We start from the raw sequence: 26,393 nt of genomic DNA on the forward strand, positions 1-26,393 counted from the left end.
ATAACGTTTTCAGGGAATTTCTAAAGGGGTTACATGAATTTGTAACCAAGACCGAACGTCCATGCCCATTTTTCGGTTTTGGCCATGTAAAAACCGGGCGCCTGCAGCAGCCATTTGCCGTAATCGAGCCTGGGCGCCAGTCCCAGCTTGGGCTCCGCTTTACCTTTGTAAATAAACAGCGACGGTACGGCGCAAACGCCTACCGCCCATTTAGGGCTGAGCTTCAGCCGGAGGTTCGGGCCGCCCACATTCACGGAAACGATCTGGTTGCCTACGGATACCGCCGCAGCGCCTTCGAGCCCTGCGGAGAAAGCGCGCTGTTTTTTAACGGTAGTGTCTGAAGGGTGAAGTGCAAGAAAAAGGAGAAGTGTTTTCATTTTCACAAAATAATGATCTGGGTTAATGGAAAATGATATGTATTTATCCTTTTTAGCGCTATTTTTTATTTGATATCATTAAAAAACGATGGATAGAAATAATATTAATGTGTTTGAGGTTTGGAAACTTTTTACAGCAGATCATAATTTTTATGCGGATTTAAGATTTATTGATATGTTTAAAATATGAGAAACATCCTTACCGCAGCCCTCCTGCTTGGCTGCATCAGCCTATATGCCCAGAAACCGGCCCAGAAACCCGATTCTTCAGATGGAAAATTCTATGCCCAGTCCGGCGCCACCCGCGCGCTGAAGATCGACGCCGCCGTTACCACCAATCATGAAGTGACCATCAAAGGCCAGCGCGTGCCTTATAAAGTAACCGCCGGCTCGCTGCCCGTGTGGGACGAAGAAGGGAAGACCATCGCCGGCGTTTTTTATACTTATTTTGAAAGGACCGGCGTGGCCGACCAGGACGCCCGCCCGCTTGTATTCTCCTTCAACGGCGGCCCCGGAACGGCTTCCGTATGGATGCAGATCGGTTATACCGGCCCGCGCGTGCTGAAGATCGACGACGAAGGTTACCCCGTGCAGCCTTACGGCCTGAAAGACAATCCGCACTCCATCCTCGACGTGGCGGACATCGTGTACATCGACCCCGTGAATACCGGTTTTTCCCGCACTGCCGGCAAAGACGTGCCCGGTTCCAAATTCTTCGGTGTGAACCAGGATGTTAAATACCTCGCCGAATGGATCAATACTTTTATTTCCCGTTATAAACGCTGGGCTTCGCCCAAATACCTCGTGGGCGAGAGCTATGGCACTACCCGCGTATCAGGCCTGGCGCTGGAGCTGATGAACGCGCAATGGATCTATGTGAACGGCGTAGTGCTGGTATCGCCCACGGATTTGGGCATCGAGCGCAGCGGCCCGGCGGAAGCGGCTTTGAGGCTGCCTTATTACGCGGCCACCGCCTGGTATCACAAAGCCCTGGCTTCTGACCTGCAGCAGAAAGACCTTACCGCCATGCTGCCGGAAGTGGAAACCTTCACGATCAAAGAATACCTGCCCGCGCTCGCCGAAGGCGGTTTTATCAGCGATGCGAAGAAAAAGGAAATAGCGGCGAAAGTGGCCCGTTATTCCGGCCTGCCCGAAAAAGTGGTGCTGCAAAACAACCTCGATATTTCCACGAACCTGTTCTGGAAAGAACTGCTCCGCGACCGCGGCTATACCATCGGCCGCCTCGATTCCCGCTACCTCGGCATCGACCGGAGAGACGGCGGCGAAAGGCCGGATTTCAACGCAGAGCTTACATCATGGCTGCATTCCTTCACGCCCGCCATCAACATGTACCTGCGCGAAGAGCTGAAATACAAGACAGACCTGAAATATTACATGTTCGGCCCCGTATTCCCCTGGGACAACAACGGCAACCGCACCGGCGAAAACCTGCGGCAGGCCATGGCGCAAAACCCCTACCTGCACGTAATGATCCAGAGCGGGTATTACGACGGCGCCTGCGATTATTTCAACGCGAAATACAGCATGTGGCAGCTCGATCCCAGCGGCAGGATGAAAGACCGTTTGTCCTGGGAAGGCTACCGCAGCGGGCATATGATGTACCTGCGCAAAGACGATCTGGCCACCAGCAACGATCATCTGCGCGAGTTCATCCTCAAAGCCATTCCCAAAGCGGGACAGGCAGCGAAATACTAACCGTAAAAGATCGCATAAACAGGAAGGCCGGACTTAGTTTGTCCGGCCTTCCTGTTTTATATACATCAGTTTGAACCGCTCCGCGGCCAGATCTTGTTGGCCCTGAACACTTCAATGGATTCAAGATCGACGGCGCCGAAGAATTTAAACGGCATCCCCATATATCCTTCTTCCGGCATGCGTTCCATGGAATAGGAATAAGCGCCGCCGTCTATAAACACTTCAACGGACGACCGGTCTATGTAAATATCGGCGGTGATTTCCATGCTGGTAGGGTCTTCCGGCGAATAGAACACGCCGTTGATGGTATTGAAGTTCATGTTATAAGTTAGAATGCGCTGGCCCAGCAGGCTCAAACCCCCTTCTGTAGCATGGTTCAGCCGGAACTTTATTTTCATGCGCATTTCGTTTTCAGTAGAAACCGCCAGGTGTTTTTCCGCGATGGAGGTAGACATTCCCGGTATTTTTGCCACAGATGTAAATAATTGTTCGGTTTCTTTTACCGGAACGCTGAAAAGCCGGATGCCGTTTTTCGTCTTGCGCAGGGTAAGCTCGGTGGGCAGCAGCATCATGTTGTTGAAAGGCATGCCGCGCTGCTGTATGCGGCCCCAGCCGATCTGTATCCTCCGCCCGTCCGCCTCGGGGATGTTGCTGAAAGTTTGCGCGGCGTAAATGGAGCCGGTGGTGTAATAATATTTCCCGCTTTCCGGCGTAAAGGTTTTCCCGTTAAAGTTACCGATCATGTAAGTGCCGGACGCGCCGTACATCACCCATTTCTTTTGCTGCCGATCGCCGTCCACCGCCAGTTCAAAAAGATCCGGGCATTCCCAGAAACCGGTCACATGGCTTTCGTATTTCCATTTCTTCAGGTTGGAAGAAGTGTAGATGGAATGGCCGTCGCGCTCGTTTAATACCATCACCCAATGTTTGCCGGGCGCGTACCAGAACACGCGCGGGTCGCGGGTGTCTTTGCTGTCCCATTTTTCTTTCGAATCTATTACCGGGTTTTTCGTGTATTTCGTCCAGGTGCGGCCTTTGTCGGAACTGTATGCTACGCATTGCACCTGGCGCTCCGGGCTGTCTGCCGTGTAAAGCGCTACCATGGCCGGTTTTCCGGCTTCTCCAAAACCGGACGTGTTATCGTAGTCGATCACGATGGAGCCGGAAAACATGGTGCCGATCTTGTCCGGGTGCAGCGCCACGGGCAGCTCGTCCCAATGTACAAGGTCCCTGCTCACGGCATGCCCCCACGACATATTTTCCCATTCGCGCTCGAAGGGGTTGTGCTGGAAAAAAAGATGGTATTCCCCTTCGTGGTACACCAGCCCGTTAGGATCGTTGATCCATCCGCGGCGCGCGGAAAAATGATATTGCGGGCGGCGTTTTTCGTTGTAAAGCGAATCGTGACCGGCAATGCGGTCTGCCTGGTAAAGCATGCGCAGTGCCGTGCTGTCGCCGTTGCAGCTGATGCGGAGGGATTTGCCATGCCAGGCGCTTACGTCGGAAAATACCCAGTATTCCGGCGATTTGCTCAGCCTGATAACGAAACGTCGTTCTTCCGCACCGTCGACGCTGTAAGTCATTACCGCTCTTTCCTGCTTTTGCGATACAGGGAGGTTCAGGTATTTCCTGGTGATGTAGATCGTGGTATCCGCCGCTGCGGCCGTAAAAGCGATGCAGGATAACAGGAGCGCTAATGCGATTTTCATGTGCGATAGATCTGGTGAGGTTGAAACGCGAATGTTCCTAAAGATATAAAAACGGGTTTAAAACAACGACAGCTGCGGGGAATCCTGCGCGGGCCTGTCTTCCCCGAAATTGGACAGGGTAATGCCCAGCAGCCTGATCTTTACATCGTCTGGCTCGGTTTTAAGCAGCAATTGTTTCGCCGTGGAAACTATGGTCTCCAGGTCGTTGATGCCATGCGGCAGCGACTGGTTGCGGGTGATCTGCCGGAAGTCGCTGTATTTGATCTTGAGGGTCACGGTTTTGCCTTTGAGCTGGTGTTTCTGCAGGCGGTTGGCCACCGTTTGCCCGATCTTTTCCAGCTGCGGGTACATTTCTTCTACGGTGGTGAGGTCGTGGGGAAAGGTGTCTTCCGCGCCAACGGATTTTGTTTCGCGGTGCGGCTGCACGGGCCGGTCGTCGTCTCCCCGCACGATGCGGTAATAAAACCGGCCGGTTTTGCCGAAGTGTTGTACCAGGTCGTTTTCTGTGAGTTTTTTGAGATCGGCGCCGGTATGCAGGTGCATGCGTTTCATTTTTTCCGCCGTTACTTTTCCCACACCGAAAAACTTCTCCACCGGCAGGTTCTCCATAAACGATTCCACCTGCGAAGGCGCGATGAATGTGAGCCCGTCGGGCTTTTGCATGTCCGACGCGATCTTCGCCACGAATTTATTGATGGAAACGCCGGCCGAAGCCGTCAGCTGCAATTCTTCTCTGATGGCCTGTTTGATCTGCTGCGCGATGGCGATGGCCGAGCCGATGCCGGCTTTGTCTTCGGTCACGTCAAGATAGGCTTCGTCCAGGGAAAGGGGCTCGATGAGATCGGTGTAACGGCTGAAGATTTCGCGCACGTGCTGGCTTACTTCGCGGTAAACGGCAAACCGGGGATATACGAAAATGATGTGAGGGCAAAGCTGCAATGCTCTTTTGGATGGCATCGCCGAACGGACGCCGTATTTGCGGGCTTCATAACTGGCCGTGGCCACCACGCCGCCACGCCCTTCGGGCGAGCCGCCCACGGCAATGGCTTTCCCGCGGTAGTCAGGATTGTCCCGCTGCTCCACCGACGCATAAAACGCATCCATGTCTATGTGAATAATCTTGCGCACGGCCATGCATGCAATATACGTAACAATCGGAGCAGCGGGAGCAGGGGAGCTTACCGGCTTTGATACTTCGGCATCACCAGCAGCTTCACGATCGTGTGCGCCGCGATGGAAAGCACGATCACCACCCCGGGGATCAGTAATTGTTTCACCCGCGTATCGAACACGTCGAGGACGGGCGAAACGCCTTTGCCCGCGTACATCGATGTGGCCGTGAATAGCAGGATGCCGCAGATCCACAACGTGAGATGCGACCAGAGATATTTTGTCCGGCTGTAATCGAATTTTCCAAATGAGGTGAACAATAAAAGAACATGGGCCACAAAGAAGATAGCGGCTCCGGCAACGAACAACGTAAGTAAGATCATAGTGTATGGTATTGTTTTAGGATATGTTAAACAATATAATAAAAATATCATAAGCTGCGTTCATTTGGCGTTGAATAGTTGTAACTGCCTGATTGTGAAACGGCGGAAGGTTTTCAACATTATGGCCTGTGTTTTGTTTTATGGTAGTAAATCTTCAGCATATGAAATGGTTGAAACTTATACCGTTATGCGCCATCGTTCTGGCCGGTTTCGGGTGCTCGGGCACGCAGCAGGCAGCTTCGGCGGATAGCCCGGAGAAAATAAAGCAGCTGATCGAAAGCCGGAACTATGTGTTCCAGGTGCAGGCGGTATTGCCCATGAGCGGCCGCACGCGCCAGGTTACGGGCGATAATTACGATGTAACGGTGTCGAAGGATACGATCAATTCTTTCCTGCCTTATTTCGGACGCGCTTATTCCGCGCCCATCAACCCCTCGCAGGGCGGCATCCAGTTTATTTCGCAGCAATTCGAATACGACGAAAAGCCCGGGCGTAACGGCGGGTGGGATATTGTCATCAAACCGAAAGACGTGCAGGACGTGCAGCAATTTTCGCTCAGCGTGTCAGACAACGGGTATGCCAGCCTCCAGGTCACCAGCACTAACCGGCAGCCTATTTCGTACAACGGCGTGATCACCGAAAAGCGGCCGCGGAAAAACAAAAAGAAATGATCACCCGTTAACCGGTCCTGTATATCCCGCCTTAACATCAAAACGGACATTGTTGTACAGGCATGGAACAGTCATTTGACGTAATTATCGTGGGCTCCGGCGCCGCGGGCATGACGGCCGCGCTCAAGGCGCATCATGAGGGGCTGAAAGTGCTCGTTGTGGAAAAGGAACAATATTTCGGCGGCTCTACCGCCCGCTCCGGCGGCGGCATTTGGGTGCCGAACAATTATGTGCTGCAACGGGAAGGCATACACGACGATCCGCAGAATGCCCGCACCTATCTCGATGCCGTTGCCGGCAACGCCGCACCGGACGCCAATAAATCCGCTTTTCTTTCCCATGGCCCCGCCATGCTTGCTTTCCTGCGGGCGCATACCCGTCACATGCGTTTTTCCTACGCCCGCGGTTACGCCGATTATTACCCTGAAAGGCCCGGCGGGCTTGCAGCCGGCCGTACCATCGAGCCGTATTTGTTTAACGGCGCTTTGCTGGAAGAAGACCTTGCGCTGTTAAACCCGCCCGTAGTGCCCATTCCCATGGGCCTTTCCTTCAATTCCGCCGAATTTAACCGCATGAACATGGCCTTCCGCACCTGGAAAGGTTTTGGTACCGCCGTGAAAGTAACATTTCGCGCCATTGGCAGTAAGATCGCCGGGAAAAAAATGCTGAGCCTCGGCCAGGCGCTTGCGGGCCGCCTGCGTTTAAGCATAAAAGAAGCTGATATTCCCTTGTGGCTGGGCTCGCCGATGAAACGCCTCGTTATGGAAGATGAAAAAGTAGTGGGCATTGTGGTGGAAAGGAATGGGGAAGAACTGACATTGCGCGCCAGCCGTGGCGTATTGCTGGCGGCAGGCGGCTTCGAGCGCAACCTGCACATGCGGCGCGAATTTATGCCCGCGCCCGAAACCACGGAATGGACGCTGGGCTCGCCCGGCAATACGGGAGACGGTCACCGCGCGGGCCTCGAAGCGGGCGCCGCATTGTCGCTGATGGACGATGCATGGTGGGGCCCATCCGTCCGGACGCCGGGCGGGGAGCCGTTTTTCTGCGTGGCTGAACGCTCGCAGCCGGGTTCCATCATGGTGAACCACAGCGGCGAAAGATTCACCAACGAAGCCGCCGCATACACCGATGTGGTGCACGACATGTATCGCCTCAACGCCAAAGGCATTCAGCATATCCCCTGTTTTTTCATCATGGACCAGCGTTTCCGCAACCGGTATCTTTTCCTCGGCATGTTTCCCCGGCAGAAAGTGCCGAAAGCATATTTCCGGGAAAAGATCATTATAAAGGCCGATACGGTGGACGAGCTTGCCCGGCGCATCAACATCCCCGAAGAAAACCTGGTGAATACGCTGCGGCGCTTCAACGACATGGCGCGCAAAGGGATCGACGAGGATTTTCATCGCGGGGAATCGGCTTACGACCGCTATTACGGCGACCCGCGGATTAAGCCCAACCCATGCCTCGCGCCGGTGGACAAACCGCCGTTTTACGCTGTTGAAATGGTGCCGGGGGATCTTGGTACGAAAGGAGGGTTGGTAACGGACGAACATGCGCGCGTGTTGCGGGCAGACGGCAGCGTGATAGAAGGATTGTTCGCGGCGGGAAATAATGCGGCGTCTGTAATGGGCCGCAGTTACGCCGGCGCGGGCGCTACCATCGGCCCGGCCATGACGTTCGGGTACATCGCGGCACTCACGATGGCGGACGGCGGTTAAAACGTTTTTTTCTCCGCCTTTCCGAACCGCAGCAGCCTGCTTCCGGGCCGCTGGCTTTCATAATCGAGTTTGATCCAGTATTCGTTTTTGGAAACGCTGAGCACGCGCGCTTCATCGAGCACGCCATCCCAGTTGCGGCCGCCTTTTTCGGGAAACTGGCTTTGGTTGCCGATCCCCACGGGGTGGTCGTCGGTTTTCCATTCGGTGTCGAACTTTTCCGTTTTGTCCAGCACGCCGTTCACGTACAGTTTTACGTAAGGATAATCGTGCACGCCGGTGATGTGATACCATTGCCTCGTTTTCATATCGGTGCGGCCTGCCACGCAGAGATCGCCGCGCGGGCTGGCACTTTCCACGCACACTTCGATCAGTTCCGCTTCGGGCTGGTGCCAGTTGCGGATGCCGAATTTCTGCAACCGCCAGCTGTTGTCGCCTTTGGCGAACATGGTTTCGTAGCCGGGCAGCACGCGTTTGTTTTCGTCGCCTTTGTTCGGGTACGATTCAGCCAGCGCCCAGATGGAAAAAGTAAGATGTTGAGTGAGATCGAAGAGCTTGCGTTTTTCGTTGTCTATTTTGATCCATTGGCGATGCTGGTAATTAAACTGCTGCGCCTTGCCCAGCGGGCCGTCTACCGAACAAACGGGCCGCATGTTCACGCCGGTGGCATGCGCGGCGTTGGAGGTAGCGTCTTTATATCCGTCGGGCAGCGTATTGCCCGGCTCGTTGAGATGCCATACGCCGGTGAAACCTTCCTTCACTGAAAATATTTCAGCAGCATGATCTTCCGCCTGCGCGCGCTCGTTGCCCCAGTGCATAAAGATCGATTGCTGATCGGTGTTGCCTTTTACGAGGGGCACTTTCACCCATACGAGCGCCTTTTTGTTCACCGGGTCCCACCACTCGATGCTGTGCGGCAGGAAAGGGCCGTTTTTCGTGGCGGAAAACCTTACGTCTGCGCCGTTGGCGCGGGCTTTGGAAAAATCGAAATTATCTGCGTTCAGCTGTACGGCAAGCGGGTAATTATCCACGTCGCCCTGCACGTTGCCGCCGGAAAGCGTGGTGTTGATCGTGACCGTGCAGGACCAGGGCCATTGAGCGGCAGGCTGGGCGCGGGCGGATGCGAAAAAGCAGCAGAAAAACAAGGGTAACGGCAGGTGTTTCATAACAGCGGGCATAAGCGGAAGATACAAAAAATCAGGTAATCGGCAGTTGCGCCAAAAGGAAGCTGCATAACGTGTAATCGTTTGGTTTATTTTGGGTTGTGTGCGAAATAAGTAATAATTTCGGTATACGATTAACCACCCAAATCATTCTGATTTTTACCATTCAAATCCTGAAAATGAAAAACAAGATCTCACTGTTTATCGCTTTGCTGCTGGTATGCAGCGTGGCCACGCAGGCGCAATTAAAACGCTTCAGTATCGGGCCATACGTGGAAGCAGGTTTCCCGGTAGGGGACTTAAAAGATACGCATAACACGGGCTGGGGCGCCGGTCTGAATGCAGATATTAAACTGGTGGCGGGTTTTGGCGTAACGGGCTCCGTCGGTTACATGCAGTTTGGCGGTAATACGGTGAACAATGTGGAGTACGACAAGATCGCGGCGATCCCGGTAAGGGTGGGCCTGAAATACAAACTGGTTTCCATCCTGTATGTGAAAGTTGAAAGCGGCGCGGCGAACTTTGTGAACAGCAATATCACCGGTTCCGCTTTTATCGTTGCGCCCGGCGTGGGCATCAGGGTATTGGGGCTGGACGTGGCCGCCAAATACGAAGCATGGTTCCGCGAAGGCACCATGAGTTTCTTCGGGCTGAAGGCCGGGTATAATTTCTAACGAACTTTCAGAACAATAAAAAAACCTTCTGCGGCCGGCGCAAGCGCTTGCCGCAGGAGGTTTTCGTTTTTATGAAAGACCTGTTCAGACGTTGCAGGCGCCGTCTTCACAAACACCGCCTTCTCCGCCAACGGGCGTAATATTTTTCGGGTGGTTTTCTTCCCACACTTTCTGCAGCGTTTGGGTGAACACGTCCACCGGTTGCGCGCCGGAAATGGCGTATTTCATGTCGAACACAAAGAACGGAACGCCACGGATGTTAAGGCCCTGTGCTTCCGCTTCGTCTTTGCGCACTTCGTCGGTAAAGGCGTTGCCGTTGAACAGGGAAGACGCGTCCAACCCGGCTTCGGCGGCAATAGTTTGTAAAACCGCCGGGTCGCCGATGTGTTTGCCTTCGGTGAAATAAGCCTTGAACAGGCGCTCTTCCATTTCATCCTGTTTGCCTTCTTTGTGCGCCAGCTGAATAAGCCGGTGCGCGTTGAAGGTATTGGTATGTTTTACTTTGTCGAAGTCAAAATCAATCCCCACCGCCTTGCCGGAAGCGCTTACGCGTTCGCTGTTGGCCTCGGCCTGTTCGCGGCTCATGCCGTATTTGTTGGCGAGCAGCTGGTAATGGTCTTCTTCATACTCCGTTTTTGCGGAAGGGTCCAGCTCGAAGCTGTGCCAGGTAACCTGTACGTCTTTGCTGTTGGGAAATTGCTCCAATGCCGCTTCCAAATGGCGTTTGCCGATGTAACAGAAGGGGCAGGCCACATCCGACCAGATATCGATCTTCATACGCGCTAAATTTAAGGCACAAATTTACGGAATAAGCGGCGCCTGGTTGTCAGCGCCGTGTCATGCGGGCAGTGCGAGGCACTTACTTACCGGTAAGCGCATTTGCGGTGTATAGATAATGCGTTGAAATGATCGTTTACGTTGCCTGGCCTTATTACTGGCTGTGATCTTTGCCCGCCCGCTGTTAACCGGGCTTCAGGCGCCGGCAGATGTTTTCTTAACCTTTGAAACGGTTGAAGGAGAACAGTTCCGCATCCGGGCATTTTTTGCCCTGTACCAGCTTACAAACGACCTCCGCGGCGATCTGGCTGAAAGTAATGCCGTTGCCGCCGAAACCGAGTGCGAAATAAGTATGCGGCATTTTGGAATATTCGCCGATGTAGGGCAGGCCGTCCTGCGTATTGCCGAAAGTGCCCGTCCAGGCAAACTCCTGCCGGAAGCCGAGCTGCGGGAACCTTTTCTGCACGTCTTTTTCAAGCTGACGGGCTTTCAGTTTGAGCAGTTTATCGCGCCGGTGCGGGTTGTAATAATCTTCGTCGCGCCCGCCGGCGATAATGCGGCCGTCCGGCGTGGTGCGCATGTACAGGTAAGGCTGTTTGGTTTCCCATATGAGGCTATCGCGGTACCAGGCCGGCCCGCTCTCGCGGTGGTCGCTGGCGATGGCGTAAGTGGACTGCAGTTTCACGATCCCGGCGGGCACATATTGCAGCGCTTCGTACCCGGTGGCGATCACGATGTGCCGGGTGCGGATCACCGGGCCGCCGTCCGTAAGCAATTCCGCGCCGTTTTTATGGAAGCGGATATTTTTCACCAACGTGCGGTCGAATACCCGCGCGCCTTTGCGGATGTTGTGCTGATGCAGGGCATGCGTAAGCAGGTAAGCGTCCGTTTGCGCGGCAGTGGCGCTCCGGATGGCACCCGGGTTGTTGAGGCCCATTTTGTTTTTCAGCGTGGCGGCGCTCCACCATTCCACTTCGAGGCCCATGGCGAGACGGGCTTCGTATTCTTTTTTGAGCATCGGCAGGTCTTTTTTGAACGATGCCAGCAGCAGGCTGTCTTTACGCTCGAACAACGGTTCTTTTAACTTTTTTACGGTCCTTTCCAGTTCGCCGACAGACGCCGCGCAAAGCGCATAAGCTCTTTCCGCGCCCGTTTTCCCGATCTTTTCCGTGAGCTGCGTCAGCGGCACGTCTATTTCGTACTGAAGGAGGGAAGTGCTGGCGCAGGTGCTGCCCAGGCCCACGGTGCGCGCATCCGCCACGGTGCATTCCAGCCCCGCGTTCACCAGTGCGTACGCGGTGAGCGCGCCGGAAACGCCCGCGCCTATAACGGTAACGGCCGTACGTATATCCCGGTCCAGTTTTGGATATTCGTACGGAAGCCCGTTTTTGACCAGCGAAAAAGGATAACCGGAATTGAGGTCCACAAGCAGGTGATTTAAAACTTAGGAATTACCGCTACATTTGAGCCGTCCGGAAACGGACGCCCCTGTGCTGAAAGTGAACGGTGCCCCGTTCCTAAAACATTGATACCCAATAAATGTGACGGTGGTACGATTTTATGGCACCATTACATCATCAACACAAAATCTGTACCGCATGTTCCGCAACCATTTCAAAATAGCGCTCCGTAATTGCTGGAAATTCCGCACTTACACCGTCATCAACCTGGCAGGCCTCGCCATCGGCCTTGCCGCCTGCTGGGTATTGCTCCTGTACGTGGGCCACGAACTGGGGTATGAACGGTTTCACAGGAATGCGGACCGGATCTGCCGCCTTGCCAGCCATGCCAGTTGGGAGGGGGGCAAACTGAACCTCGCTACTTCTTCCTTTAATTTCGGCCCCGTGCTGCAGCAGGATTACCCGGAGATTGTTTCATTTACGCGGGTGAGCGGCGAAGCCGGCGGTTTGCTGGGCAACGGGGAGCGCAGGCTGGAAGTGCCCGCGGCCATTTTTGCGGACAGCACTTTTCTCAACATCTTCACGTTCCCGCTGCTGGCGGGCGATGAGGCTACCGCGCTGAAAACGCCGCGTTCCGTGGTGCTTTCCGAAAGCCTCGCCCGCAAACTTTTCGGCGACCCCTTGCAGGCCCTGGGCAAAACAGTGACCTGGGACCGGAACTACGCCGAAACGGTTACCGGTGTAATGAAAGATGCGCCGGGGCAGTCGCACCTGCATTTCGAAGCGTTGCGTTCCATGCCGGCGGATTTTACGGCGGGCTGGCAATCTTTCAGCATTTACACGTACCTGCTGCTGCGCCCCGAAGCGGATATAAAATCGCTGGAATCGAAGTTGCAAGGCTTTTACCCGAAATACCTGCAACCGCATATGGGCGAAGGCGTGGATTTTCATTTCGAGCTGCAGCCTTTAAAGGATATTCATTTGCAATCACACCTGGACTATGAGATCAGCGCGAACGGGAATATCCGGGTCGTGTATATTTTTTCCCTTATTGCGGCGCTGATCCTGCTGATCGCCTGCATCAACTACATGAACATTTCCACCGCGCGCGCATCCGTGCGGGTGCGGGAAGTGGGCGTGCGCAAATCGCTGGGCTCGGGCAGGGGACAGATCGCGCGGCTTTTCCTGACGGAATCTGTGCTGATAACGTTCACCGCCGCTGTGCTGGCCGCCGTGTTGGTGTCTGTGTCGCTGCCGGCGTTTAATGCTGTCTCCGGCATGCAGCTGGTCATCTGGAATTACGGTACCGGGTACACGCTGTTGATTTTATTTGTTTTTGCGTTGTTCACCGGTCTTGCCGCGGGCGCATACCCCGCGCTGTTCATGGCCGGCTTCGAAACCATTACCGCGCTGAAAGGCAGGATGAGCATGCGTTTTGGCAACGCAGGTTTCCGCAGGGTGCTGGTCACGTTCCAGTTTGCCGTGGCGGTGGCGCTTATCGCGGCATCTATCGTTACCTGGCGGCAGATGATGTTTGTGAGCGGGAAAGACCTTGGTTTCGCCAAAGACCAGGTGCTCACCTTTCACCTGCACGACGAAACGCTGCGCGGGCGCATCCCGGCTTTGCGGGAGCAGCTGATGAAAAACCCGTACGTACTGAATGTGTCCGCCGTGAGCAATCCCATCGGCGGCAATAATCTCGGCGGCAACGGCTTCAAGGCGACAAAAAACGGCGAGCTGCAGTCATCCGTGAATACAAAAGAAATGATGGTGGATGAACGTTTCCTGGAAACGATGGACATTCCGGTCGTAAAAGGGCGTAATTTCAGCATAAACAAGCCGGGAGAGCGTTACACCGCCATGCTGATCAACGAGACGATGGCAAAGGCCCTCGGGTTCGACGATCCCGTGGGAGAGGTGCTGCAATTCGACGTGGACACCATGGTGCTTAGCAGGCGTATTATCGGCGTGGTAAAAGATTTTCATACCTATTCGCTGCAACACAAGATCGCGCCGATGGCCATGCTGATGGCGCCGGAGACGACGATGGAAGACAACCTGTACCTGCGCCTCGACAAAACGCACATCCCGGAAGCCTTGCGGCATATCGAAAAAGTGTACGCGGCTTTCGAAAAAAATTACCCGCTGTCGTACCAATTCCTCGACGAAAATTTTTCCCGGCAATACCGCCTGGAAAACACGCAACGCCGGCTGTTCCTGGCTTTCACAGGCCTGGCGATCTTTATTGCCTGCATGGGTCTGTTCGGCCTGGCTGCTTTTACGGCGGAGCAGCGCACCAAAGAGATTGGCGTGCGCAAAGTGCTGGGCGCCTCCATCGCGCATATCACGGCCCTGCTGGCCGGCGGTTTTCTCAAGCTGGTGCTTATTTCCGTGGCCATCGCGGTACCGCTGGCATGGTGGGCGATGAGCTCCTGGCTGAAAGATTTTGCATACCGGATCGACCTCAGCTGGTGGATGTTCGCCGCCGCGGGCGCCGTTGCGCTGCTGATCGCCTTCCTGACCGTGGGTTACCAGGCCGTAAGGGCCGCCACGGCCAATCCCGCCGATACGCTCAGGGCCGAATAAAGCCCCGTTTTCCTTATATTTAGGGAATGTTATTCAGAATGAAGCAGCTCAGGGCCATCCGCGAAGGAAAGGTGACGCTGGCATACCGGAACTGGAAAAAATCCGCACTGAAGGCAGGCAGTACACAGCTGACGGCCTACGGCCAGCTGATGATAGACGAAGTGACGCCCGTTCCCGAATCGGACATCACCGAAGCCAGCGCCCGCGCATCCGGTTATGCGGGCAAAGCGGCGCTGATGGAAGAACTTGCCAAACACCCGGCGGGGCAATTGTACCGCATCCGTTTTCATTATCTTGGTGAAGACCCGCGCATTGCATTGCGGGAGAACAATGAAATTACCGAAGCGGAAATGGCCGGCATCCTCAAAAAACTCGCTTCCCTCGACAAACACAGCGCCATCGGCCCCTGGACGAAACAGGCGCTCACCGCCATCAGCCGCCACCCGGAAGAAAGGGCGGCAGACCTGGCCGCCGCGCTGCGGATGGACAAAGACTGGCTAAAGCTCAATATCCGCAAACTGAAGAACCTGGGGCTTACCGAGAGCATGAAGATCGGTTACAGGATCAGTCCGCGCGGGGAGGAAGTGCTCGCTGCCATGAAGCGGCAGTAGCCGTTCCCGTTCATCCCGCAACGTTTTTTTTAACAAAATAATATCCCTAGATTACCGCCCGTAATATGATCAACAAAATTATGCTTGCAAATCAGCCAACAACCTGCCGGCTGGCGGCATTCCTCGGAATGTTATGCCTGCCCGCCATGGTATCAGCGCAAAGCGCACAGAGCACATCCAAATTTAGCCAGTATGAAGCATTCAAACCGGTATTTTACCTCACAGACGGCACCGAAGAACGCACTGCCAGCGGCCGACCGGGCGTAAAATACTGGCAGAACACCGCGGATTACAAGATAGACGTGACCTTCGACGATCAGAAAGAGACCATTTCCGGCAGCGTGCTGATCACGTATAAAAACAACAGCCCGGAAAACCTGCCGTTCCTTTGGCTGCAGCTGGACCAGAACATTTACGACGCACAGTCGCGCGGTTCCATTTCCACCGGCGGCATGGGCCGCTGGGGCAACCGTAATTTCGACGGCGGCTACACCATCGGCAACGTATCCGTCATCACCGCCGGCAAAGAACAGAAAGCGGAGCATCAGATTTCGGACACGCGCATGCGCGTAGACCTTCCGCAGGCGCTGAAAGCCAAAGGCGGCATCGTGCAGCTCAAAGTGCAGTTCTCTTTCCCGATCCCGGCGTACGGCACAGACCGTATGGGCATTCTCAAAACGAAAAACGGCAATATCTACGAAATAGCGCAGTGGTACCCGCGCATGTGCGTGTTCGACAACGTGCTGGGCTGGAACACGCTGCCATACCTCGGCCAGGGCGAGTTTTACCTGGAATACGGCAACATCGAGTACAGCATCAACGCGCCGGCGAATCACATCGTGGTAGGCTCCGGTCAGCTGCTGAACCCCGCCGAAGTACTTACCCCCGTTCAGTTGCAGCGTTACAAACAGGCGCAGCAGAGCGATAAGACCGTGATGCTCCGCGACCGCGGCGAAGTGACCGATCCCGCTTCACGCCCCGCCAAACAGCGCCTTACCTGGAAATTCAAATGCAACAACACGAGAGACGTGGCCTGGGCTTCTTCCCCGGCCTTCATCTGGGACGCTGCACGCATGAACCTGCCCGGCGGCAAAAAAGCGCTGGCCATGAGCGTGTACCCTGACGAAAGCGCCGGAGATACCGCCTGGAGCCGCTCCACCGAATACGTAAAAGGCTGCATCGAACATTATTCCGAAAAATGGTATCCTTATACCTATCCTGTTGCAGTGAACGTGGCCGGCATCGTTGGCGGCATGGAATACCCCGGCATCGTGTTCTGCTCTTCCCGCGCGCAGCGCGCCGGCCTCTGGGGCGTTACCAACCACGAATTCGGGCACAACTGGTTCCCGATGATCGTGGGCAGCAACGAAAGGCGTTTTGCATGGATGGACGAAGGTTTCAACACCTTCATCAACGGCATTGCAGACAAGGCTTTCAACAACGGCGAATACGGCAATAAAAACCGCGACCGTCATAACATGAGCCGTTCGATGTACATGGATTCCTCCGGCATCCTGCACCGGCCGGACATTGTAGCTCAACGCAGCCTCGGCGTGCTGGCATATTACAAACCCGCCGTGGGCCTCGATCTGCTGAGAGAGGAAATTCTCGGCGAAGAACGTTTCGACAAAGCATTCCGTTATTATATCGATAACTGGGCGTTCAAACATCCCACGCAGTGGGACTTCTTCCGCGCGATTGAAAACAGCAGCGGCGAAAGTCTCGACTGGTTCTGGCGCTCGTGGATACTGAACAACTGGAAAGTAGACATGGCGGTAGCACCGGTGACCTACCAGAACGATAGCACCGCGGTGGTTACGCTGGAATGCCTGGAACAGGCGCCGATGCCGGTGACCGTTGATATTAAAATGGAAGACGGCAGCGTGAAAAGACTGAAATTCCCCGTTGAGATATGGCAGAGCGGGCCGACCTTCCGTTTCCGCCAGACCGTTTCAGGGAAGATCTCCAGCGTAACTGTTGATCCCGAAAGGCGTTTGCCGGACGTGAACAGCGCGAACAACAGCTGGACAAAACAATAAAAATTCAAAATTACCGGGAAAGGGCGCTGAAAGGCGCCTTTTTCATTTCCACGGCGCATTGCCCGACAGGAAAATCCGATCTAAATCGTTATCTTACAAGCACAGTTCCACGAGTTCCATGTTACAGAAATTATACCTGTTACTGTTTTTTTGCCTGGTACTGAACAGCAGCGATGCACAGCAGTCACCGCGCGAATTTAGTACGCTTAACATCCATCACGGCCTATCCAACAACCAGGTGAATTGCATTTACAAGGATGCAAAAGGTTTTCTTTGGTTTGGCACCATGGGAGGGCTGAACCGTTACGACGGCAGCAGTTTCCGTCATTTCCGCCACAGCATCGCCGATTCGCTTTCCCTCAGCGACGATTATATCATGGGCATTTTTGCCGCGCCCGGCAACCGGATGTATGTGAAAACGCGCAACGGCGATAATTTGTACGACCCGGTGCTGGAACGTTTTACCCCGGCCGCGGCCTGGCTGAAAAGCCTGGAGCTGCCGCAAACCGGCGTGAGCAGCCTGTTGTTGTCCGGCGATACCTGCTGGCTGGCGTATGCGGATTCCGGTCTGTACCGGACCGTTGCCGGCGGGAAGGCGGAGCGGATCAGGCTGAACAATCCGCGCGGCGCGCGCATCGCCGATATCCGGAAAGAAAACGACCGGCATCTTATGCTGCTGTACATGGACGGCGGCCTCACACGGCTCGACGCGCGCAGCGGGCGCAGCCTGATGGAAACGGATACCTTGCTGGCACACATGACCAAACCGCCGCTTTCGCTTCAACTGTTCATAGACGCGCAGCAGGAACTGTGGATGTACATGCCAGGCAGCGATTTCGGGGCCTTGCATTACAATCCCCGCAGCGGCGCGATACGCCGGTTTTCCAAAAGGAATATGATGCTGAACAACGACATCGTGAACAGCATCATCCAGGATACGCACGGCCGCATCTGGATCGGGACGGACCATGGCGGCGTGAACGTGGTCGATAAAAAAGACTATAGCGTCAGCTATATCACCAGCCGTTCGGAAGATACCAAAAGCATCGCGGAGAATGCGATCTATGCGCTGTATAAGGACGATCAGGGCATCATCTGGTGCGGCACCTACAAACGCGGCGTGAGTTATTACGCGGAAAACAAAATGAAATTCCGCCTCTACGAGCATAAACACGGTATCGAAGGCAGCCTGCCGTTCAACGATGTGAACTGTTTTGCGGAAGACAGCAAAGGCAATCTCTGGATCGGCACCAACGGCGGCGGGCTCCTATATTTCGACCGGAAAGCGCAAACTTTCAAACAATACAAACACAGTGCGGAGGACGATAACAGCATCAGCAACGATGTGATCGTGAGCCTTTATACAGACCGGTACGACAATCTATGGATCGGGTATTATTTCGGCGGAATGGACTATTACAACCATCACCGGTTCGCGCATTACCGGCATAACCCGCAGGACCCGAACAGCCTGGCCAATAAAACCGTCTGGAAGATCTACCGCGACCGCCGCAACACTTTCTGGATCGGCACTTTGGGCGGCGGGCTGGACCGTTTCGACCCGGGCAACGGCATTTTTTACCACAACAGCGAAGACCAGTCCAATTCCGTACATTCCAATTACATCACCGCATTCGCGGAAACGCCTTCCGGCGACCTGTGGATCTCCACGGCTTACGGCATCGACGTGCTGGACAAATCGAAAGGCATCTTTATCCATCTTCTGCACGCCACGCACGGCCTCAGCAACGACAATGTAAGCTCCCTGCTCTGCGACAGCCGCGGGCACATGTGGGCGGGCACGCGGGAAGGGCTCAGTTTGTTCGACCCAACCACGCGCACTTTCCGCACTTTCCGCACCGAGCACGGTTTGCCGGACGATAATATCATCAGCATCCTGGAAGACCGCCAGGGCCATATCTGGGTAAGCACCTCGCGGGGATTGAGCAAAATTGCGGTGGAAGAAGGAAAGGACGGCGTACGCATCAAATGCAGGAATTACGACGACGACGACGGCCTGCAGGGCAAGGTGTTCAACGTAAATGCCGCGCTCAGCCTGCGAAGCGGCGAAATGGTCTTTGGAGGCGCCGATGGTTTTAATATCTTCCAGCCGGAAGAGATCAGGCAATATCATACCGCGCCGGCGCTGGTGTTCACCAGCCTGCAGCTTTTCAACAAAGCCGTGGGCGTCAATGAAAAATTCCGCAACCATGTAGTGCTGCCGGCCGCGCTTCCCGAAATGAAAGCGCTGGAATTGCGCTACAACGAAAATGATTTTTCCATCGATTTTGCCTCGCTCAACTTCGTGCATTCCGACAAAAACCGTTACACGTATTTCCTGGAAGGTTTTAATAAGGAATGGATGGTAACAGACGGGCGTTCGCGGCGCATCACCTACACCAATATCAACCCGGGCGAATATACGCTGCATTTAAAAGCCGCCAACGAAGACGGGCAATGGAACAGCGACGGCATATCGCTGAAGATCCGCATCCTGCCGCCGTTCTGGAAAACGCCCTGGGCATATGCGCTGTACATTATCCTGGCCATCGCGCTGCTGTATTTTTCGCGGAAGATGGTGATCAGCCGCGCGCACCGGCGCTTCGCGCTGCAACAGGAAAGAAAAGAAGCCCAGCGCTTGCACGACCTGGACATGATGAAGATCAAGCTGCTGACCAATGTGAGCCATGAGTTCAGAACGCCCGTGGCGCTGATACTTTCGCCGATCGAAGACCTGCTCCGCAAAAGCGGCGACGCAGAAGAAAAACAACAGTTCCAGCTGATACGCCGTAACGCCAAACGCCTGCTGAACCTGGTGAACCAGTTGATGGACTTCCGCAAAATGGAATTGCAGGAACTGCGGCCCGTGCCCCAGAAGGGCGAGCTGATGGGCTTTTTGGAAGAAGTGGCACAGTCTTTCTCCGACCTGGCCGAACGCAAGGGCGTGGAATTTTCCTACACCGCCAACTGCAGTCAGCTGAACGTGCTGTTCGACCACGACAAGGTGGAGCGTATTCTTTTTAACCTCCTGTCTAACGCGTTTAAATTCACGCCGCAGGGCGGAAGGGTGTCTGTTACGGCGGACGTAACGCTGGAGCCCACGCTGGCAACGCTGGAGCTGAAAGTGAAAGACACGGGCATCGGCATGCCGCCGGGGCAGTTGGAGAAGATCTTCGAACGGTTTTTCCAGAGCGACGAGCCGGGTCATTACGTGAACCAGGGCAGCGGTATCGGTCTTGCCATTACGCGTGAGTTCGTAAAACTGCACAATGGCGCCATCAACGTGGAAAGCGAGCCGGATAAAGGCACCTGTTTTACCGTAAGGCTGCCCTTCACGCCCGCGGGCCAGGCGGAGGAAACGGCGATAACGGCGCAGCCGCAGAAACTTTTGTCCGGCAACAAAAAGAAAAACCGGCACAAAAAGAAACAGACCATATTGATCGTGGAAGACAACGAGGACTTCCGTTTTTACCTGAAAGACAATCTCAAGGAACACTACGACATCATCGAAGCACAGGACGGCGCGGCGGGCTGGCAAACGGCGCTCAGCCAACTGCCGGACCTGGTGGTGAGCGACATCACCATGCCCGTGATGGACGGGGTGGAGCTTTGCCGCAAGATAGCCGCCGATGCGCGCACCCGGCACATCCCGGTGATACTGCTCACGGCGCTGGCCGGGGAAGGGGAACAGCTGCGGGGGCTGGAAACCGGCGCGGCGGATTACCTCATCAAGCCGTTTAATTTCGAGATCATGTTGTCGCGCGTGCGCAATTTGCTGGCGCGGCAGGCGCCCGTGCAGCTGGTAATCCCGCAAAAAGAGCCGGAAGGGGCCAACGGTTTGACCGGCGATGAAAAATTCATGCAGAAAGCGTTGGAGATCGTTGAAAAACATTTGTCCGACCCGGGTTTTTCAGTAGAAGTGCTGAGCCGGGAACTGTGCATGAACCGGGTGTCCGTATACAAACGCATCTTCGCCCTTACAGGGCATCCTCCCATAGAATTTATCAGAACGGTGCGCCTGCAAAGGGCGGCCATGCTGCTCACCAAAACGGAAATGAACATTACCGAGGTGGCGTATGAAGTGGGTTTCAACAATCCCAAATACTTCGCGCGGTATTTCAAGATGGCGTACCATATGCTGCCGTCCGCTTACGCCACGGCGATGAGGAAGTAACATCGTTTTATTGTCGCTTTTGCCGCGGAAATCTTTTCCGGCGCGGGCGGTTATTTGCTCCTGAAATAAGCGTCATTTATACAGTTAACCAATTGCAGCCGGCCTGTTTCCGGGGATGGCGCATTTGTTTGTATGTCGCATTAATCGTTTGATACCCAATTTCTTCCGGCCTTCCGTGCTACAAATGATACCCATCAAATTAACATTCCGCCGGGGGTGGGCAACATTCGCGCCCGCTAATTTAAACAAGGCAGTCACCTCCCTCTCCAACGCCCTTTTTATTTTAGCCAGACGATTACAGTGAACAGGTCCACTTATGAAATAATCACCAAAAAACTAAACGAACAACCAAACTAAAACGCTCAATTCCCAATCCACAAAACTCATTGCACGTATGAAAAAAAACAGCATTACAGTACGGTCGTGCCTGGCATTATGGGCCATGATCTGCATCTGGCTGCTTGCCTTACCGGCGCATGCACAAAACACACAGCCGGCCGGGCAAACCGCTCCCCGCAAGATCACGGGCACGGTTACAGACGCTGAGACCGGCAGGCCCGTTCCGGGAGCTACCGTGACGGTAAGAGGTACCACCAATGCGGTAGTGACCGACAGCGAAGGCCGCTTCAGCATCAATGCCTCCACCGGCCAGGTGATCGGTATCTCCTTTATCGGGCTGGCCACGAGGGAGCTGCGTGTAGGCGCCTCTTCCAACGTGATGAATACCACCCTCGAAACAGACCAGCGCCTCCTGAAAGATGTGGTGGTGGTAGGGTACGGCACCATGAAAAAAACGGACCAGAGCAGCGCGCAGGTGTCCATTTCTTCCGAAGACATCAATAAGACCATCAACACCACCATGGACCAGGCGCTGCAGGGCAGGGCCGCGGGCGTGTACGTAACGCAGAACACCGGTCAGCCCGGCGGCGGCGTTTCCGTTGTGATCCGCGGGGTGAATACCCTGAGCGGCACCAACGAACCGCTGTACGTGATAGACGGCGTCCAGATGCAGCCCGCCACGGTAAGTTATGGCAACACCAGCTCCGTGAACCCGCTGGCCGGCATCAACCCCGCCGATATCGAAAGCATCGAAGTATTGCAGGGGCCTTCGGCAACGGCGGTGTATGGCTCCCGCGCTACCAACGGCGTAGTGCTGGTGACCACCAAACGGGGCAAAGCCGGCGCATTCAAAGTAAGCTACAACTACCTCTATTCCCTGCAGGACAAACCGGATGCTTTGCCCGTTATGAACCTGCAGCAGTTCGCCATCATGAACAACGAAATAGCGCGCCTGCTCGGCCGTACGCCTACCGCTGAATTCGCCAATCCTTCCGTGTTGGGTGAGGGTACGCAATGGCAGAAAGAACTGTTCCAGACCGCGCCGCTGCAAAAACACCAGGTAACCGTAAGCGGCGGGCAGAACAATACCACTTATTATATGTCCGGCGAATATTTCGACCAGGAAGGCGTGGCGATCGGCTCCAACTTCAACCGTTATTCGTTCCGCCTGAACCTGGACAACCAGGCGTTTAAATGGCTGAAACTGAGTACTTCGCTCAACTTCTACCAGACGAAAGAAAAACTCGCTTCCACCAGTGAAGACGTGATCCGCAACGCCATCAACCTCGCGCCGAACATCGCAGTGAAAAATCCCGACGGCAGCTGGGGCGGCGCTACTGAAAACGAATACGGCAGCAACGCCAAGTTCGCCCCGCTGAACCCCGTGGCTATTGCCAGCCTGATAGACAACAACCTGAAAAAAACAGGCGGTTTGGGCGGCGTTACAGCGGAAGTGGGCATTATCAAAGGCCTGGTATTCCGCACCAGCTTCAACGGTAATTTTGAATACGCGGACGGCAGCAAGTTCACCCCCACCTACCGGCTCGGGTACAACGCCAATGAAAAAGCAAGCCTGAGCGTGGCCAATAACCGCAATTTTTACTGGAACCTGAACGAACTGCTGCAATACAATACCACGATCAAAAAACACAGCATCGGCGTAATGGCCAGCCATGAAGCGCAGGCCTGGAATTCACAGGGCTTCAGCGCCACCCGCACCGGTTTTGCCAGCAACGAGATCCCCAGCATCAACCTGGGCGATGCACTGGGCCAGACCACCGGCAGCTTCAAAAATTCCGGCGCGCTGGAATCCTGGCTGGGCCGTGTGAACTATACGTACGACAACAAATATATCGTGCAGCTGTCTGGCCGCGCGGATGGTTCGTCCAACTTCGGGGCAGAGAACAAATGGGGGTATTTCCCTTCCGCATCCGTTGCATGGCGCATGAGCGAAGAACCTTTCATGCGCGGGCTTGCGTTTATCAGTGACTTAAAGATACGCGCCGAATTCGGCCTGACGGGGAATAACGGCAGCGGCGGTGCTCAATACTCCGCCCTCAACTCAGTGACCACACCCTGGGGCGCGGGATTCCGCACCGGCCAGTACGGCAACGCGGGCCTCAAATGGGAATCCACGCAAACCAAAAACATCGGCCTCAACCTGAGCCTCTTCAAAAACAGGATACAGATAGAAGGCGACTATTACATCCGTATGACGGACAATCTGCTGATGCCGAACCCGCTGCCAGCCTACATGGGCACCGCCGGCGAAGGCGCCATCAACCCGCCGATCGTGAACATCGGCGCGCTGGAGAACAAAGGCTTCGGCATCACTGTCAATACGGTGAATATCGATAACAGGAGCGGTCTCACCTGGCGCACGAACTTCAACATATCTTCTTTCAAAACAAAGATCACCAAGTTCTATTCAGACGCCGCTTTCCTTCCCCGCACCGCCTGGTATATGGACAATTTCGCGAGCCGCTCCATGATCGGTCAGGCGCCGTGGATGTTCTGGGGCTATATCATGGACGGCATTTTCCAGTCTGAAGAAGAGATACAGAACAGCGCCATACCCGAACAGTCACCGGGCAACCCGCTGCCTATTTCACGCGATGGCGGCGTTTGGGTGGGAGACATCAAATACCGCGACCTGAATGGCGACGGCGTCATCGACTCCAGGGACCAGACCTTCCTCGGCAATCCATGGCCCAAGCTCACTTTCGGGCTTACAAATACTTTTTCGTACAAGGGCTTCGACCTCAGCATCCTGCTCACCGGCGCGCAGGGCAACGACATCTATAACTATCTGAGCTTTACCAACACCAATCCGAACAACATCAACCTCGGCCGTAATCTTCTCGTCGAAGCATTCGACTATGCCCGCATCAAATCAGGCGGAGGGAAAGACGTACTCGAAAACCCCGGTACTTCCGTACCGCGCATCACCGGCAGCGACGTGAACGGCAATGGCAACCGCTTTACCGACCGTTTCGTGGAAGATGGCTCTTATATCCGCATCAAAAACGTACAGCTGGGATACAACCTCCCCAGTTCATTGCTTCGCGGGCAGAACGTGCTTAAAGCCGTACGCCTCAGTATCGGTGCGCAGAACCTTCACACCTTCACCAAATACAAAGGATTTGATCCCGAAGTGGGCGCTTATCTCGGCAAGGAAGTGCAACTGAACAGCCAGCTGATCGCGGTGGACGCAGGCCGCTACCCGCTCACCAGGATGTATTCCGCCAGCATCGGCGTTGATTTTTAAAGCATAAACCGTTACAACATGAACAAGTTCCATCATTCAAAAATATTCCTCCTGTTGCTCTGGTGCAGCGTGCTCGCCGGTTGCAGCAAAGACTTCCTCAACCGCCCGCCTGAAGACGCGATCGTGGACGCCAACTTTTACCAGACGCCCGAACAGGTGTTGGCCGGCACCGCGCCGTTGTACAACATCGTATGGTTTGCCTACAACGACAAATCATCCCACGGCATCGGCGACGGCAGGGGCGGGGCGCTCATGTCCGGTTCCTACCAGGTGGAAAATATCCGTATGCAGACTACCGACGTCACCGGTGAAGTATACACCTCCTGGACATCCTTTTTTAATGTGATCGCACAGTCCAATATGGCGATCAATAACATCACGAAATACACCGCTCCATCCGTTCCGGATAATGTAAAACAGGCGGGTATTGCGGAAGGCCGTTTTATGCGTGCGGTGGCCTACAGCTATCTCGTGCAGAACTGGGGCCCTGTGCCGATCATCGTAGACAATAACGTATTGCTCACGGATACTTCCATCACCCGGAACACCGTGGAGTCCATCTGGGAGTTCATCATCCGCGACCTGCAATTTGCCGTGGACAATCTTCCCGCATCGCCTGCTTTGCGCGGCCGCGTTACCAGCTGGAGCGCCAAAGGCATGCTGGCGAAAGCATACCTCACCCGCGCCGGCATTTCCGGAACGCTGAACCAGGCCGACCTCACCGAAGCGAAAAAACATGCGCTGGACGTGATCGTGAACAGCGGTGCCAGGCTGATGACCAACTACGAGGATCTGTTCATCATGAAGAATAACAACAATTCAGAAAGCCTTTTTTCACTGCAATGGAAATATGACGGCGACTGGGGCACGCAGAACAGCGTACAGGCCTTCCTGGCATATGGCTCTGAGATCACCGGTTTTGGTGACGGCTGGGGCGGAGACCTCGGCGGTTCGCTGGATCAGCTGAAGCTCTATTCCACGCTGGACAAACGCCGCAAAGCCACCTTCATGTACCCGGGCGAACATTATTCCTATATACATCAGTCGGTAGACGATCCTGCCAATCCCGGCAAAAAGATCATACAGGAATTGCAGGTGCCCTGGAACTGGGTGGGTACGGAACGTTACAATACCCGCGCATGGGTGAAAAAATATGTAGTGGGCAGGCCGGAAGACAATGAAGGCAAAGTAACCCAGCAACATACGGAAATCAACACCTATATGCTCCGCCTGGCGGATGTATACCTCGTGTATGCGGAAGCTGCGCTGGGAGCGGCAGCGTCTACAACAGACGCCACGGCGCTGAAATATTTCAACGAAGTGCGCAAACGCGCGGGCGTACCGGAAAAGGCCATCATCACCGCGGACGACATCTTCAACGAAAGAAGGTTGGAACTGGCGATGGAAGGGCAGATATGGTATGATATCGTGCGCATGCATTACCATTCTCCCGCGAAAGCCCTGGCGCTGATAGGGGCGCAGGACAGGGGTACTTACCGCATTGTGCCGAACGCGGAGAGGAATGCCACCAGCTGGACGGTCACGTCGGATGTACCGGCATTTTATGCTGTAACGGAGGCTAATTTTTACCTGCCATACCCGGCGGTGGAGCTGTCTGCCGCGCCGAACCTGCGCAAACCACCGGTGCCTTATGAATTCTAACGTCAAAAAAGATCGT

17 protein-coding genes are annotated in these 26,393 nt (G+C 54.9%); 10 read left to right on the plus strand and 7 right to left on the minus strand.

Annotation, left to right across the window (positions count from 1 at the left end; translation table 11 throughout):
- Window positions 1–29: 29 nt before the first annotated feature.
- Window positions 30–377, minus strand: coding sequence for a hypothetical protein (locus J7I43_RS05760; protein WP_209144158.1), 348 nt, complete (start codon window positions 375–377; stop codon window positions 30–32).
- A gap of 186 nt (window positions 378–563) precedes the next feature.
- On the opposite strand from J7I43_RS05760, the gene J7I43_RS05765 reads away from it, so the two are divergent.
- Entirely contained in the window at window positions 564–2,093 is a 1,530-nt protein-coding gene (locus tag J7I43_RS05765; RefSeq protein WP_209144160.1) for a S10 family peptidase, read from the plus strand.
- Window positions 2,094–2,158: 65 nt separating this feature from the next.
- Here the strand turns inward: J7I43_RS05765 and J7I43_RS05770 are convergent, their stop codons facing one another.
- From J7I43_RS05770 to J7I43_RS05780, 3 genes are read right to left on the minus strand one after another with little or no spacing between them, the layout of a single operon-like run.
- Window positions 2,159–3,802 carry a glycoside hydrolase family 32 protein gene (locus J7I43_RS05770; protein ID WP_209144162.1) on the minus strand — a complete coding sequence of 548 codons (1,644 nt, stop codon included), beginning with the start codon at window positions 3,800–3,802 and terminating at the stop codon, window positions 2,159–2,161.
- Between the two features lie 57 nt (window positions 3,803–3,859).
- A complete protein-coding gene (gene dinB / locus J7I43_RS05775; RefSeq protein ID WP_209144165.1) occupies window positions 3,860–4,936 on the minus strand; it encodes a DNA polymerase IV in 1,077 nt (358 codons plus the stop codon).
- A 44-nt stretch (window positions 4,937–4,980) separates the two neighbouring features.
- Window positions 4,981–5,295 carry a hypothetical protein gene (locus J7I43_RS05780; protein WP_209144167.1) on the minus strand — a complete coding sequence of 105 codons (315 nt, stop codon included), beginning with the start codon at window positions 5,293–5,295 and terminating at the stop codon, window positions 4,981–4,983.
- Window positions 5,296–5,456: 161 nt separating this feature from the next.
- Between J7I43_RS05780 and J7I43_RS05785 the strand changes: the two genes are divergently transcribed.
- Window positions 5,457–5,966: a DUF4251 domain-containing protein gene (locus tag J7I43_RS05785; RefSeq protein WP_209144168.1), complete on the plus strand. Its 510-nt coding sequence runs from the start codon at window positions 5,457–5,459 to the stop codon at window positions 5,964–5,966.
- A 62-nt stretch (window positions 5,967–6,028) separates the two neighbouring features.
- Window positions 6,029–7,687, plus strand: coding sequence for an FAD-dependent oxidoreductase (locus J7I43_RS05790; protein WP_209144170.1), 1,659 nt, complete (start codon window positions 6,029–6,031; stop codon window positions 7,685–7,687).
- Here the strand turns inward: J7I43_RS05790 and J7I43_RS05795 are convergent.
- Window positions 7,684–8,850 carry a DUF2341 domain-containing protein gene (locus tag J7I43_RS05795; protein WP_209144172.1) on the minus strand — a complete coding sequence of 389 codons (1,167 nt, stop codon included), beginning with the start codon at window positions 8,848–8,850 and terminating at the stop codon, window positions 7,684–7,686. The genes J7I43_RS05790 and J7I43_RS05795 overlap by 4 nt on opposite strands.
- Window positions 8,851–9,026: 176 nt before the next feature.
- Here J7I43_RS05795 and J7I43_RS05800 point away from each other — a divergent pair, with 176 nt between their 5' ends.
- Window positions 9,027–9,521: an outer membrane beta-barrel protein gene (locus tag J7I43_RS05800; RefSeq protein WP_209144174.1), complete on the plus strand. Its 495-nt coding sequence runs from the start codon at window positions 9,027–9,029 to the stop codon at window positions 9,519–9,521.
- Window positions 9,522–9,605: 84 nt separating this feature from the next.
- Here J7I43_RS05800 and J7I43_RS05805 read toward each other — a convergent pair whose 3' ends face one another.
- A complete protein-coding gene (locus tag J7I43_RS05805) occupies window positions 9,606–10,298 on the minus strand; it encodes a DsbA family oxidoreductase (protein ID WP_209144176.1) in 693 nt (230 codons plus the stop codon).
- A gap of 217 nt (window positions 10,299–10,515) precedes the next feature.
- Window positions 10,516–11,724, minus strand: a complete 1,209-nt coding sequence (locus tag J7I43_RS05810; RefSeq protein WP_209144178.1) for an NAD(P)/FAD-dependent oxidoreductase — start codon at window positions 11,722–11,724, stop codon at window positions 10,516–10,518.
- Between the two features lie 172 nt (window positions 11,725–11,896).
- On the opposite strand from J7I43_RS05810, the gene J7I43_RS05815 reads away from it, so the two are divergent.
- The 6 genes from J7I43_RS05815 (at window position 11,897) to J7I43_RS05840 (ending at window position 26,377) form a co-directional block, all read left to right on the plus strand.
- Entirely contained in the window at window positions 11,897–14,284 is a 2,388-nt protein-coding gene (locus J7I43_RS05815; RefSeq protein WP_209144179.1) for an ABC transporter permease, read from the plus strand.
- A gap of 38 nt (window positions 14,285–14,322) precedes the next feature.
- The gene (locus J7I43_RS05820) at window positions 14,323–14,895 is read left to right on the plus strand and encodes an ASCH domain-containing protein (RefSeq protein ID WP_209144182.1); all 573 of its coding nucleotides are present in this window, start codon (window positions 14,323–14,325) and stop codon (window positions 14,893–14,895) included.
- A gap of 146 nt (window positions 14,896–15,041) precedes the next feature.
- A complete protein-coding gene (locus tag J7I43_RS05825) occupies window positions 15,042–16,934 on the plus strand; it encodes a M1 family metallopeptidase (protein ID WP_209144184.1) in 1,893 nt (630 codons plus the stop codon).
- Window positions 16,935–17,052: 118 nt separating this feature from the next.
- Window positions 17,053–21,108, plus strand: coding sequence for a hybrid sensor histidine kinase/response regulator transcription factor (locus J7I43_RS05830; protein ID WP_209144186.1), 4,056 nt, complete (start codon window positions 17,053–17,055; stop codon window positions 21,106–21,108).
- A 394-nt stretch (window positions 21,109–21,502) separates the two neighbouring features.
- On the plus strand, window positions 21,503–24,715 hold the full coding sequence (locus J7I43_RS05835) for a SusC/RagA family TonB-linked outer membrane protein (RefSeq protein ID WP_209144188.1): 3,213 nt from the start codon (window positions 21,503–21,505) through the stop codon (window positions 24,713–24,715).
- An 18-nt stretch (window positions 24,716–24,733) separates the two neighbouring features.
- The gene (locus J7I43_RS05840) at window positions 24,734–26,377 is read left to right on the plus strand and encodes a RagB/SusD family nutrient uptake outer membrane protein (protein ID WP_209144190.1); all 1,644 of its coding nucleotides are present in this window, start codon (window positions 24,734–24,736) and stop codon (window positions 26,375–26,377) included.
- Window positions 26,378–26,393: the final 16 nt, after the last annotated feature.

The sequence above is a fragment of the Chitinophaga chungangae genome (assembly GCF_017742215.1).
Taxonomy (GTDB): Bacteria; Bacteroidota; Bacteroidia; order Chitinophagales; family Chitinophagaceae; genus Chitinophaga; species Chitinophaga chungangae.